Source organism: Candidatus Binatia bacterium, from assembly GCA_036382395.1.
Taxonomy (GTDB): domain Bacteria; phylum Desulfobacterota; class Binatia; order HRBIN30; family HRBIN30; genus JAGDMS01.
The window spans coordinates 1-13,121 of sequence record DASVHW010000032.1; the positions used below are offsets into that span (position 1 = coordinate 1).

General features: G+C 64.8%; 14 protein-coding genes. 5 read left to right on the plus strand and 9 right to left on the minus strand.

The window, feature by feature from the left end; translation table 11 throughout:
* From selB to VF515_01760, 6 genes are all read right to left on the minus strand, one after another.
* A partial coding sequence (gene selB / locus VF515_01735; GenBank protein ID HEX7406347.1) for a selenocysteine-specific translation elongation factor occupies positions 1 to 681 on the minus strand: 681 nt, incomplete at its 3' end.
* 592 nt (positions 682 to 1,273) lie between these two features.
* Positions 1,274 to 2,305, minus strand: a complete 1,032-nt coding sequence (locus VF515_01740) for a zinc-binding dehydrogenase (protein ID HEX7406348.1) — start codon at positions 2,303 to 2,305, stop codon at positions 1,274 to 1,276.
* Between the two features lie 322 nt (positions 2,306 to 2,627).
* Entirely contained in the window at positions 2,628 to 3,131 is a 504-nt protein-coding gene (locus VF515_01745; GenBank protein HEX7406349.1) for a hemerythrin domain-containing protein, read from the minus strand.
* Between the two features lie 10 nt (positions 3,132 to 3,141).
* The gene (gene cydB / locus VF515_01750; GenBank protein HEX7406350.1) at positions 3,142 to 4,182 is read right to left on the minus strand and encodes a cytochrome d ubiquinol oxidase subunit II; all 1,041 of its coding nucleotides are present in this window, start codon (positions 4,180 to 4,182) and stop codon (positions 3,142 to 3,144) included.
* A gap of 1 nt (position 4,183) precedes the next feature.
* Positions 4,184 to 5,524 (minus strand): cytochrome ubiquinol oxidase subunit I, encoded by a 1,341-nt coding sequence (locus VF515_01755; protein HEX7406351.1) that lies wholly within the window; start codon positions 5,522 to 5,524, stop codon positions 4,184 to 4,186.
* A gap of 213 nt (positions 5,525 to 5,737) precedes the next feature.
* Entirely contained in the window at positions 5,738 to 6,418 is a 681-nt protein-coding gene (locus VF515_01760) for an RNA polymerase sigma factor (GenBank protein HEX7406352.1), read from the minus strand.
* 162 nt (positions 6,419 to 6,580) lie between these two features.
* Between VF515_01760 and VF515_01765 the strand changes: the two genes are divergently transcribed.
* The 5 genes from VF515_01765 to VF515_01785 all read left to right on the plus strand — a co-directional run bounded on the left by VF515_01765 (position 6,581) and on the right by VF515_01785 (position 10,998).
* A complete protein-coding gene (locus tag VF515_01765; protein HEX7406353.1) occupies positions 6,581 to 7,012 on the plus strand; it encodes a hypothetical protein in 432 nt (143 codons plus the stop codon).
* Positions 7,013 to 7,096: 84 nt separating this feature from the next.
* The gene (locus VF515_01770) at positions 7,097 to 8,449 is read left to right on the plus strand and encodes a hypothetical protein (protein HEX7406354.1); all 1,353 of its coding nucleotides are present in this window, start codon (positions 7,097 to 7,099) and stop codon (positions 8,447 to 8,449) included.
* A 413-nt stretch (positions 8,450 to 8,862) separates the two neighbouring features.
* A complete protein-coding gene (yfcF, locus tag VF515_01775) occupies positions 8,863 to 9,516 on the plus strand; it encodes a glutathione transferase (GenBank protein HEX7406355.1) in 654 nt (217 codons plus the stop codon).
* Between the two features lie 16 nt (positions 9,517 to 9,532).
* Complete coding sequence (locus tag VF515_01780; protein ID HEX7406356.1) at positions 9,533 to 9,997, plus strand: carboxymuconolactone decarboxylase family protein; 465 nt, start codon at positions 9,533 to 9,535, stop codon at positions 9,995 to 9,997.
* Positions 9,994 to 10,998: a DNA-3-methyladenine glycosylase 2 family protein gene (locus VF515_01785; GenBank protein ID HEX7406357.1), complete on the plus strand. Its 1,005-nt coding sequence runs from the start codon at positions 9,994 to 9,996 to the stop codon at positions 10,996 to 10,998. Before VF515_01780 ends, VF515_01785 begins: the two co-directional genes overlap by 4 nt.
* Here VF515_01785 and VF515_01790 read toward each other — a convergent pair.
* The 3 genes from VF515_01790 to VF515_01800 all read right to left on the minus strand — a co-directional run.
* Entirely contained in the window at positions 10,988 to 11,227 is a 240-nt protein-coding gene (locus VF515_01790; GenBank protein ID HEX7406358.1) for a hypothetical protein, read from the minus strand. The two genes, VF515_01785 and VF515_01790, sit on opposite strands and share 11 nt — an antisense overlap.
* Positions 11,228 to 11,410: 183 nt before the next feature.
* Entirely contained in the window at positions 11,411 to 12,652 is a 1,242-nt protein-coding gene (locus tag VF515_01795; protein HEX7406359.1) for a hypothetical protein, read from the minus strand.
* 7 nt (positions 12,653 to 12,659) lie between these two features.
* The coding region (locus VF515_01800) for an NnrS family protein (GenBank protein ID HEX7406360.1) at positions 12,660 to 13,121 on the minus strand (462 nt) is incomplete at its 5' end.

Sequence of the window (13,121 nt, forward strand, 5' to 3'; positions counted from 1 at the left end):
CACCTGAACGGTGCGCACGCGTGCCTCCTCGCTGCCCGGAAGAAGACGCACGATGTCCCCGGCGTGGATCACGCCGCCGATGGCGGTGCCCGTCACCACTACGCCATGCCCGTGCATCACAAAGGCACGATCAACGGGAAGGCGAAAATAGCCGGTGGACTCGGGGCGCGTGTACCCCGCCAGGAGCGCCTCGATGGTCCGTCGCAACTCGCTCAACCCCAGCCCGGTTACCGAGGACACCGCAATCATCGGCGCGCCTTCGAGTGTGGTGCCGGCAAGCAAGATCTCGATCTCTTCCCGCACGGCCGCGAGGCGCGCGGTGTCGACCAGGTCCGCTTTGGTAATCGCCACCACGCCATGTGACGCGCCCAGGAGATGTAGGATATCGAGGTGCTCTTCGGTCTGCGGCATGACCCCATCGTCCGCCGCGACAACCAACAGCACCAGATCGATGCCGTGTGCGCCGGCGAGCATGTTGCGGATGAAGCGCTCATGTCCCGGCACATCGACAATCCCCACGCGCTCGCCGTTGGAAAGGTCCAGGTACGCAAATCCCAAGTCGATGGAGATGCCGCGTTCCTTCTCCTCTTTGAGCCGGTCGGTCTCTTGGCCGGTCAGCGCCCGAATGAGCGCGGTCTTGCCGTGATCGATATGCCCGGCGGTACCGATGATGTGAGGCATAACTTAGCTGTCAGCTCGACGACTCAGAGGCTGTGAGGAAATGCGTGGTCCGCGACCACGGCGATTCCGCCTTGGGTTGCGCCAAAGAGGCGCAATGCCGGTGGTATAGGCTTCCAGCCTGTACGAACCCCCGGCGACCGTGCGGCCGCACGTTCACTGGTACAGGCTGGAAGCCTATACCACCATTGGCGACCTTCGGCCGCTCACACAGAGTGTGCTGACGAACTCTCATTTGCCTTCGTACCAATTTCCTCACATCCTCTCAGCCTACGGAGACCCCGCAGCTCCCGTTCGCAGCTGACCGCTGACGAAGGGTTCCCCCTGTTAATAGAGACTGTCGATGAACGCGAGCCGCCCCTCGATACGGCCCCTGAGAAAATGGGGCCTACTCGGGGTGAACGGGGAAAACCCTCTGAAATCAATATGGAACCGCTCGCCCCGAGTAGCCGCCCTTTTCTGACGGCGTATCGAGGGGTGTCCGCTGGGCGAAAATCGACAGACTCTGAATGAGGGGAGTTCTGGAGGTGTTCTCGGAAACCAGGAATCACCTGATCGAACGCACGCGGGTAAGTCGGCCGACTTGCTCCAGCCCTCAGCTCCGCCACGGCTCGACCAGGATTTTGGCGTGGGCGTCGGGGTTCGCCAGGGCCGCAAACGCCTGCACAACGCCTTCGACGCCCACCTTGCCGGTTACCAGCGGTGCCACGTTGATCTGCCCGTCGGCTATCGCCTGCAGGGCGCTCGAAAATTCCTCCGGCGTGTAACCGAGGACAAATTGCACGGACAGCTCTTTGTTGATGCCGAACATCGGCGTAATCACGTCGTCCTGCATGCAGACGCCAGCAATCACCAACCGCGCGCCGAGCGGCGCGTCACGCATGATCTGACGCATGAGCCCGGGGACGCCAACGCACTCGAAGATCACCGCCGGGCGCATATCCGCCGCTTCCCGCAGGGCGTCGAATGGGGATCGCGCGGCGGGGTCGACGGTGACATGAGCGCCCATCCGCTCGGCGAGCGCGCGCCGCGCCGGCGAGAAATCCGACGCCACGATCGGTTCGGCCCCGCGCAGCGTGAGCGCGGCGATGACGGCCAACCCCACCGGCCCGCAACCGATCACCAGCGATGCGTCGCCGGGTTCGAGGCGGGCCTTGGCGACCGCGTGTACACCCACCGCGATCGGCTCGGTCAGCGCCGCATGCTCCGTCGCCAGGCCGTGCGGAACCGGCAGGAGGAGCCCAGCCGACAACACCATCAGTTCGCCGTAACCGCCGGGGACCTCGTTCGAGTAGCCGATGGCCTCCATCGCGCCGCTGCGGAACGCTACCGGCATGGAGACGACGCGCTCGCCTGGTTGGGCTGGCGCGGTCGTGTTTGGTCCCAGCTCGACGACTTCGGCACAGAACTCGTGCCCCATCACCACATCGCGCTGCAGGTCCATGGTGAATGGCGCGCCCATTTCTCGGGCGACGTCGACCAGCTTGTCGGCGTGCTTGAGCACATGCAAATCCGAGCCGCAGATCCCGCAGGCCAATGTCTTGACCAGCACTTCCCCCTCGCGTGGGACCGGGTCAGGAAGGGTGTCGACCACGAGTTCGGCATTCCGCATCACGGCAGCACGCATACCACGGCCTCCTTTACGGACTCCTGGTTTCTGTAATGCCTCAGTCTCGGTGGCGTGGCTTGGTGTCCTCTCCCGCGCGTTTTTTCCGCGTGGGAGAGGGGAGGGTGAGGGCGCCAGCCTGACGCGGCGAAAGCTTGCACCCTCACCCCAACCCTCTCCCGCGCTGAGCTAATGCGCGGGAGAGGGAGTCTCGATTGACGGGACGATTCATCGTCCGAGAGGCCAAGCGCCACCAAGACTGAGGGGTTACTGGTTTCTAGCCTGTTGCTTCGCAAAGCAACAGGAATCATGAACCTTCGGCGCACCGGAGTCGTGATGGCTTTCATTCCGGCAGTTCCAGGTCGTAGCCTGCGCGCGCCACGGCGCGGCGCGTGGCGTTGAAGACCAACGGACTGTCGACATGCGGGTTCACCCGGACATCCGGTACGGCGCGCAGCCGGGCCAGGATTTCGTCCGCCTCAGCGGCGAGCATCTCGTCGCAGGTTTCATAGAGGCCGCCAGGGTTTTCCTCGATCGGGTTGTGGTCGGTGAGAATCCTGCGCAGGGCGGCGACGATGGCAGGAGTCGGTGTCGGTACGAGCAGCGCCGCGATGGCCCCGTGATCGAGCCGCAGCTTGGCAGCAACGAGCAGTGGCTCACCGCCGCGTGCCCGTTGCGCTGCGGGAAGCAGGATCTTTTCCTCCATCCCGATGTGCTTGAGCAGGCCGGCGCGGAACTCGGCATAGGCGGCACGATCGATGTGCGCCGGATCGGCGACGGCGCGCCGGAGTAGGCCATCCAAACGCACGTGATCCTCAGCCAGGAAACGACAAATGGGTCCGGGCATGAAATCGGCCTCAGTACCGGTTGCCCTCGGGCCGCACCTTGCCGGCGAAGCTGCGGTAGACGTAGATGAAGTATCCGGTCGCCAGCAGCATGCCGGGGATCCACCAGGCGAGGCCGATGCGGAGACCGTACTCGGCGGCGGCCGCATTCATCACCGTCAGGGCACGGCTCTCTCCAGTCGTGGCGGGCAGAACGTAGGGATAGAGACCGTAGGCCGCCGTGGCCAGCATCCCGATCAGATACGCGCATGAGCCCAGGAACGCTCCCAGGGCTCGCCCCTGCGTCAGTCGTAGTCGTGCCCACACCAGACCGGCAAGCGCCAAGAACGGAAACACCCAGCCCCATGCCTGGCTCGTGAAGCGCTCGCCGACGTGCGGCTGCACCCACGGCGTCAACACCGCCAACACGATGGTCGCCGCGAAAACGCCGCCCCAGACGAGTCGCGCCGCATCCTTGGCGCGAGCCTCGACCGCTCCTTCAGTCTTGAGAGCCAGCCACAGCGCCCCGTGCAGCGCCAGGGAGAGCAGTGCGGCCACACCTACGATGACCGTGTACCAGTCGAGAATGCCCGCCTGCGGCCCGACGCGCAGGTTGGTCCACAGCGGCAAAAAGAACCAGCCCTGCTCGTTCAGCGGCGCTCCTCGTAGCACGTTGCCCAGCGCCGCGCCCAGCAGCACCGCAAGCAGCAGGCTCGAGACGCTGAACACGACATCCCAGAAATCGATCCACAACGGATTGGCGATCTCGCCGCGGAACTCGATCGCGATCCCGCGCAAGATCAGCAGCCACAGCACGAACATCAGCGGCAGATAGAAGCCGCTGAAGCTGGCGGCGTACAGCGCCGGAAAGGCGAAGTAGAGCGTCCCGCCGGCGGCCACCAGCCACACCTCGTTGCCGTCCCACAGCGGGCCGATCGAGCCGATCACCTGCCCCCGCTCCTCCGGCGTGCGTGCCACCAGGAACGCCACCGCGCCCGCGCCGAGATCGAAGCCGTCGAGGACGACATACATCGCAAACATGAAGACCAGCAGGCAGAACCACACCGTCGCCATCTCAACCTGCCCCCGTCACGGCTTCGTCCTCCGGGCCACGCGCGACCTCGCGATACACGAGCAGCAGGAAGAGCACACTCAGCAAGGCGTAGAGGCCGGCGAAGCCAATCAACGTGAAGAGCGCATTGCCGGCCACGACCATCGGGGAGGCGCCGTCGGCCGTACGCATCAGGCCGTAAATGACCCATGGCTGCCGCCCCAGCTCGGCCGTGGTCCAGCCGGCCGTGTTGGCGATGTACGGAAACGGCAGGCTCAGGAGTAGCACCCACAGCATCCAGCGGCTGCGAAACAACGTCCCACGCCAGAGCAGAAATGCCGCCGTCAGCATGATGGCGATGAAGAACGTCCCCAGCCCCACCATGATGTGGTAGCTGTAGTAGAGCAGTGGGATGTTGTCGGGCCAGTCGACTTCTGGAAACGCGTCGAGACCTTTCACCTGTGCCAGCCAGCGCCGGAAGGTCAAGAAGCTCAGCATCCGCGGCACCACCAGCGGGTTGTCGAGGCGTCGATTCTCCATGTCGGGCTGGCCGAGAATCGCCAGTGGCGCACCGTTCTCGGTGCGAAAGAGCCCCTCCATGGCCGCCAACGTCACCGGCTCATGGTACGCCAGCAGTCGCCCTTGGAAGTCGCCCGTCGGGAAGATCTGCAGCACCGTCGCCACGGCGCCCACCACCACCGACACCCGCAGAAATCGGCGGGCATCCTCCTCGTGCTGACCGCTCAGGAGATAGAACGCGCCCACCGACGCGACGACGAAGCAGCCCGTGATCAGCGCGCCGTTCATGGTGTGCGCGTACTGCCACCACGCCCACGGGTTGAGCAGCAGCCCCGACAGGCTCTCGAGCAGGATCTGCCCATCAGGCCCGAGGCGGTAGCCCACGGGGTGCTGCATCCAGGCGTTGGTGCAAACGATGAAGAAGCCCGACAGCCACGAGCCCACGAACACCAACACCGCCACCAACCAATGTCCCCAGCGCCCCAGGCGCTGCTCGCCGAACAGGAACAGGCCAAGGAAGCTCGACTCCAAGAAGAAGGCAAACACCCCCTCCATCGCCAAGGTCTGCCCGATGACACCACCGGCCGCGCGCGAAAAGGCGGCCCAGTTGGTGCCGAACTGGAACTCCAGCGGAATGCCGGTCACGACACCGAGAGCGAAGTTGATACCGAAAAGGCGCGCCCAGAAGCGGGCACAGCGGTCGTAGACCTCGTCATCGCGGCGCAGCGCCAAGGTCTTGAAAATCACCAGCAGCGCCGCCAAGCCCATGGTGAGCTGGGGAAAGAGGTAGTGGTAGGTGACGGTGAAGGCGAAGTGCAGCCGGTGAACCGTGAGCGCCGTGTTCATTTTCTCGAAGGCAGCGTACCCGACGACGGACAAAAACGCGATGCCCCCTCTTCACCAGCGGCTCCACCGATCCCGTCTCCTGTGCTTTGTCGGCGGCGGGAATTGCGGGTCCAAGATCGCGGCCGGCAGGCTTGAGGCCGCGGGTCCATGTCGCGACCTCACACGAGAGGGCTCGAAAGCGTTTCGAGAAGGCTGCACACCTCCGCCCGCCGGCTACCGCGCATCAGCGCTTGCGAGACGTCGAAGTACCGCTGCGACGAGCCGATCGCAGCGTTCGGATCCGAAGGCAAACGCTTCTTTCACCGTCGTGCCTAGCGCTTGGTCGAGCTGACGGCGAAGCTGCTGGCGGGCGCGGTGGAGCCGTGTTTTGACAGTCTCCTCCGGAATCGAGAGACACGCTGCCGTATCGGCCGTGCTGAGTCCCTCGACCTCGCGGAGCATGAAGACCGTTCGGTAGCCTTCCTGCACGCGGTCGATCGAGGCTTCGAGGATCTGCCGGAGCTCCCCGTGGAAGGCGCGCTTTTCGGGTCCGGCGTCGGGTGATTCGAGGCCGTCCACGACTTCCTCAGAGCCCGCAAAGCGGCGCTTGCGCTTGCTCCGGTGGAGCGCCTCATGCACCGCAATTCGCGTCAACCAAGTGGAAAAGCGTGCACGATCCAGGAACTGGTCGAGATGCGTGAAAGCGCTCACGTAAGCCTCCTGCAAAACGTCCTCGACCTCTGCTTCATCGCGAAGAATGGAGCGCGCCACGCGATACAGGCGTTGGTTATGCCGTCGCATGAGCAGTTCAAACAACGGTGTGTCGCCGGCGCGAACGCGGGCGACGACTTCCTCATCGCTGAGGCCACTTCCCGAAGCCAGAAGATCGGCCGTCGCGAGTGCGGCTACCTGCATTCGCTCCTTCTCCTTCCTTGGTTGTTTGGACTTACGCATCTTATCTCAATAGAGCTTCCAGACGCGAAAAGGTTCCGAGAAACGGCCTCTTTTCGATATTCGTGAAATTTCCGGGAACCAAAATCAGGTTCGGGACTCGATATTAGCAGGAGGTAAAATACCATGCACGATACGATCGCACGTTTGGAGTCTTCTCGCATCGCTCTTCGAGTCAGCTTCGGGCTTCTCCCGCTGTTGGCCGGGCTCGATAAGTTTACGTATTTCCTGACGGACTGGTCTGCGTACGTCGGACCGGTCGCCCGCTCGCTCCTCCCCGTCTCTCCACAGACGTTCCTCTACGCCGTGGGCATCGTCGAGGTCCTTGTGGGCCTGGCCGTGTTGACGCGCTGGACCGTGATCGGGAGTTACGCCGCCGCCGGCTGGCTGACGTTGATTGCCGTAAACCTCGTCCTCGCCGGATTCTTCGACATCGCTGTGCGCGACGTTGTACTGGCGGTAGCCGCGCTCACGCTCGCACGCCTCACCGAGGTGCACGACACGGCGGAGGTGCGCGTCGAGGAGCGGCGGGACGAGCGGGTCCGTCGGGCAGCGTGAGCCACCCTGATGGATCCCATAAAGATGCAACCTGTACAGGGCTCGATCCTGAAACTGCGGGGATAACCCGCAAGGAGATCGCACATGGAACTTCGATCGATTCGCCCATCTTCGCCGCTCGTGCTGACGCTGGCGGGTGTCGGAATGCTCGCCCTGTGCACCGGTTGCGGTGACGACGACCATGCGCAGGCGCAGCCCGTGAGTCCGCCGGTTCAGGATGCGGTTCATGCTCATGCCGATCAACTGATCGACGAAGGCCGGCAGACGTTCCGCTCCGACACCTTCGGTGACCAGACATTCTGGGGCGCCACCATCAAGCTGCATCAGGCGATTGCCGGCTCCGCCCACGGCGGCGTTGGGTCGGGGGTGAGTCCGCGTAGCGCGCTGTCTGTCGGCCTGAAAGTCGATAGCGACGCGCTGCCAAACGACGTGCAGGCCCAGATCAAGAATGGGACCGCCGACCTCAACGATGCAGCGACGACGCTGGCATTGCTCAAGCTCAATGCCGTCGTCGGTGTCACCGGCTTTTTCGACGCCAGCGGGAAATTGACGTCGATGGGCATCCAATGTGCCTTGTGCCACTCGACGGTCGACGACGCGTTCTCCCCGGGCATCGGCAAGCGGCTGGACGGGTGGGCCAATCGTGACCTGAACGTCGGCGCCATTGTCGCGCTGGCTCCCGATCTGTCCGCCGTTGCGCAGCTCCTCAAGGTCGATGAAGGCACGGTGCGCACCGTGTTGAATGCCTGGGGGCCGGGCAAGTTCGATGCCCAGCTCCTCCTGGACGGCAAGGGGTTTCGTCCGGACGGGGGATCGTCCGCAGTGCTGATCCCGCCCGCCTTCGGCTTGGCGGGCGTCAACCTCGCTACGTCGACGGGCTTTGGCTCGGTCACGTACTGGAACGCCTTTGTCGCCAATATCGAAATGCACGGCCAAGGAACATTTTCCGATGCGCGCCTCAACAACGCCACGCAATTCCCCATCGCGTCGCAGGCAGGGTTCGCCAGCATCCAGAACACGCCCGACAACATTACTTCCAAACTGGCCGCGCTCCACTTCTATCAACTCGCCATTGCCGCACCGACGCCGCCGTCTGGGAGTTTCGATCCACAAGCCGCGGCGCGCGGGGCGGCGGTTTTCAGCGCCCCGGGCCGTTGCGCCACCTGTCACGTGCCGCCGCTGTTCACCGAGCCGGGGTGGATCATGCACACGCCAGAGGAAATGGGTCTCGACGACTTCCAGGCCAGTCGCGCCCCTGATCGGGGCTACCGCACCGCGCCGCTCAAAGGGCTCTGGACCCACAGCAAGGGCGGCTTCTTCCACGATGGGCGTTTCCCCACGCTGGCCGCGGTGGTCGATCATTACAACAGCTCTTTCGGCTTGGGCCTGACCTCGAGTCAGAAAAGCGATCTCATCGAGTACCTGAAGTCGCTATGAATCCCTGCGGAGCAGTTGCGGCGCCGCACTTGGAAAGTGAAGCGGAAGCTGACCGCAAACTGGACCACTCCCACATTCACGAGCCGCGCGCTGGTGTGTTGACGCGTGCGATGGTGCGTTGGAGCCTGGACGATTGGCAGACCATGCACCAGACCGCGACGACGGACACCGGACGAGGGATACACTTCGCGGATCTGTCGACCGATCAGTTGCCACCCGACCGCAGAGTGCGATTCACGTTTTTCTGGCTTGATGCCCAGCGCTGGGAAGGCGGAGACTTTGAGATAACAGTTGCGGCCGAGCGCTGAGCAACGCCTGCGCGCGACCGGTGCCGTCACCAGCCCCTCGCAGCGACATCTCCGGTGCCGACACACGCGGACAGGCAGCGATCTTGATGGATGAAAGGGAGAGCCATGACCAGCAATGCGCGACTCAAGTTGTACACCGAAAATCTGTGGGACAGCCCGTACGTATTCACGGCGTTCGTGGCGCTGACGGAGAAGCGCCTGCCCTTCGACACCGTGCCGCTGGCGCTCGACAAAGGCGAGCAGCGACAGGCGGAGTACCGGCAGCGCTCACTGACGGCCAAGGTACCGACGCTGGTTGACGGCGACTTCTGGCTGTCGGAATCGAGCGCCATTGTCGAGTATCTCGAGGAACGGTTTCCGCCGCCAACCCATCCGCGTCTGCTTCCGGCCGACATGCGTGAACGCGCGCGGGCACGGCAGGTGCTCGCGTGGCTGCGTACGGACTTGGCGGCGCTGCGCAAGGAACGGCCGACCACTTCGATGTTCTACCCGCGGTCACTGCCCGCGTTGAGTGCGGCGGCCACCGCAGCGGTCGAGAAGCTCCTCCAGGTGGTCGACCAGTTGATTCCGGCAGGCGCAACATCGCTGTTCAGCACCTGGTCGATCGCCGACAGTGACTTGGCGTTCATGCTGCACCGGTTGATTTTCAACGGGCAGCCGTTGCCCGCGAAGATTCAGGCATTCGCCGCGACCCAATGGCAACGGCCGTCCGTCCGCGCTTTCATCGAGCACCCACGGCCTGCCACGAGCGTGCCCTAGCTGTAGGGAGGCCCAAATGGATCAGAGGATTGATTACGTGAAGGTTGCACCCGAGGGGTACGCCGCGATGCTCGGTCTCGAACGGTACATCCACCGCTGCGGCTTGGAGACGTCGCTGATCGAGCTGATCAAGCTGCGGGCCTCGCTAATCAACGGCTGCGCCTTCTGCGTCGACATGCATACCAAGGATGCGCGTGCTGCCGGCGAGAGCGAGCAGCGCCTGTACGCCGTGGCCGTATGGCACGAGGCGCCCTTCTTCACGGCGCGCGAGCGTGCCGCCCTGGCTTGGACCGAGGCAGTGACGCTTCTGCCGACCAGCCACGTTCCCGACGATGTCTACGAGCGGGCGCGGCAACACTTCAGCGAGAAGGAGCTGGTGGACCTCACGCTCGCGATCATCGCCATCAACGGCTGGAATCGTCTGGCGGTCAGCTTCCGCAAACCCGTCGGGACCTACCAGCCTGGTGCGCTGCAGAAGTGAACCGAACTGAGCCCAGCAGCTCCGAGCGGAGGGCTGCACTTCTGGATCATCTCACGTTCTCGCTCACGCCGGTCCCCCCGTTCCGGCTCGACCTCACGGCCTGGGCGCTGCGTCGCCGGCCCAATAACACCATCGACATGTGGGATGGGACCACGTACCGGCGCGTTTTGGTGATCGATAGTCAGCCCGTGGCAGTGGCGGTCTCCCAAACGGGCGGCCTCAAGCATGGCCGCTTGCACGTCGAGCTAAGCGCGGCGCGGCTGCCGCCAGGCGCGCAGCAGTCGGCCACGATCATGCTGCAACGCATGTTGGGTTTGCGGCTCAACCTGCATCCCTTCTACCGACTGGCGGCGCGTGACAAGCGGATCAAGCCGTTGGTGCAGCACTTCCGCGGCGTGAAGCCGCCGCGGTTCCCGACCGTGTTCGAGGCGCTCGTGAACGGGATCGCCTGTCAGCAACTCACGCTGCACGTTGGCATCTTGCTGCTCAGCCGCTTGGCGGAGCGGTTCGGGCCGGCGGTTGATGGCGACGGCGCCGTTCAGCACGCCTTCCCGCGGCCGGTAGATCTTGCGGCACTCTCGCCGCTGGCGCTACGTGAGCTGGGGTTCAGCACAAACAAAGCGCGCGCACTGATTGAGCTGAGTGCGGGGCTGGCCAACGGGCGGCTGGACCTCGAGGGGGTGACAGCGTTGGATGATCAGGAAGCGCTCGCGCGTCTCTATGCGCTGCACGGCGTCGGCCGCTGGACGGCAGAGTACGTTCTCCTCCGCGGCCTCGGACGCCTCGATACCTTCCCGGGCGACGATGTCGGCGCCCGCAACAACCTGGCACGCTTCCTCCATCGGCGCGCGCCGCTCGACTATGACGGCGTCTGCCGCGCCATCGCCGGCTGGCAGCCATACGCCGGTTTTCTCTACTTCCACCTGCTCCTCGATCGCATCAAGAAGTCCGGCTGGTTGGCGCGCGGTAGTGCACTCTCGACATCCAACCTCACCGGGTGAAGTCAATCGGCTGACCACACGCGTTGCCCCCAGCATTGTAGTCATAGACCATTCGCCCGCCGTAGTCGGCACCGCGCGTCATGACCGCGAGCAATGCCAGCAGCAACAGCACAAAGGCTCTTGACCGCAGACCAACGCTTCCAAGCGCGCCGAGCACGAGGGCAACCGCCACGGCCAGCGCTCCCCAAAAGACTCCTCTGCGGTCCACGGTCAGACCCGGCTTCGTCATCTCTCGCTTCCTATAGAACGCAGATTCCGTCGAATCTCGCGGACACATAGTACCAGCAGTCACGGCGTCTCCCATGCTGGATAGCGCAGTGTCGCGCGTACCGCCACCCAATGGAGACAAAAGCTGGAGTTCGCGACGGTGACGATTTCCCTACCTGCGATAGCGGCACGCACGTGGTGCATATCAGGCCCGTTGAGTGCGGGAGAGAGTATGCACGCGTTGGGCGAGCGCCGCCGCGAATAGGGCGGCCGCGGCAAAGGGAGCGGCACACGACCAGCGAAAGGCTGCCGTCTCACCCGCGATTGCGCTTGCCGCCGCCGCAGCGATGCCTCCGTTCAGGAGCGCGAAGACGGCGCCCGCGGCAACCGGCGACAGTAGCGGCGTGGCGCCGGCGCCGATGAGACCAGGCAGCATCCGGCTGCCGACGCCGACGATGAAGTTTGAGGTCCAGCCGATGAGGAGAAAGAGACCGTAGGCGACGGCAAGCCGGTTTCCGCTGGCGCCGACCGGATCCACCGACAACAGCAGCAACATGCCACAGACCGCGGCGGCCGCGAGATGCGCGAGTGCGGCGAACACGTGACAGATGCTCCAGTCTACCGGCATGCGCCGCGTCCGCAGCAAACGGCCAATGATCAGCCCGTACCACCCCATGGCCGCGAGCACCGCCAGCGCGAAGGGCCACACCCAATTCGTGCGCCACATGAGCGTCACCGCCAGCGCTACTACTGCGCCCGACAACAGCGCGATCTGCCGGCGGGCGCTCACGGGGAAGACCTCGGTCGGCAGGAGGAACGCGGCCACCATCCGGTAGGACACGGCGCAGATGGTGAGGGTGATCCAGCCGAGCAAGCCCAGGTGTGCGTGCCCTGCGATGTTCGTCAGCACACTGCCCGGAAGAAACGACCACGCCTTGTCGAGCGCGAAGAGAAAGCCGAGGAGTGCCGTGGCGACAAAGCAGAGCAGGGCGACGCCGATGCCCAGCACGGTGGCATCCCAGCGCTCAGCGCGCAGCAGCGATGGTCCGATCTCGGCGGCGAAGAGGAGCACGCTCGCTGCGATCATGGCGGCGCTCCAGGCCGTTGCATCGGTGGCCCCGAGCCAGAAGTGCGACACCAGCCCGACCACCCCAGCGACGAAGAGTCCGACTTGAAAGGGTGCGAGCGCGGGCAGGCCGAGCGGCCGCTTCGTCAACGCCGGGACGTACTGGTAGAGAACGCCGATCATCATCAGGCTGACCCAACCGAGGGTGAACGTGTGGGTGACGGCCAGCGGACGCGGTTGGTAGAAGAAGTCGAGCAGGTGCGGCGCGGCGATCGAGGCCAGCCCCCAACCGCAGAGGAAGAAGACGGAGGCAACGGCAAAGCAAATGGCCGAGAGGCGGGCCGCCGGGCGCTGCGACCGGGGTGCAGGACGGTCCGCCATTGCCAGCTCAGCCTTCGAGCCGGTCTGTCCGTGGCCTGGTCAGAATCGGCGCGTACACTGAGAAGAACAGCACGAAGGCGGACACCGACGCCACGCCTGCCGCGACCACCATCGCCAGATACCATTCGTCCGGCAGCCACCAGGTGCCGAAGACCCGGAGCAGCGCAGCGACATTCACCAACACGAACGCCGCCACGACCGGCGGCGCGGCGCGCAGCGGCCGACCGGTGTGCCCGAGCGCGACGCGTGCCATCATGCCGAGTGTCAACGCGCCGATGGCTCCAGTCGTGAAGGCGTGCACGGCCAGCTGCGGCCGGATCACCGCTGCAGCCGCGAGGGCCTCGAGGGCGAAGCCGATGACCACCCAGCCGTAGCCGGTGAAGAGGATCCACAGCAGCGGCACCGACCACAGACGCCGATCGGACCATCCCCACAGACGCACCGCATGCACGGGCGCGGCGACCGCCGC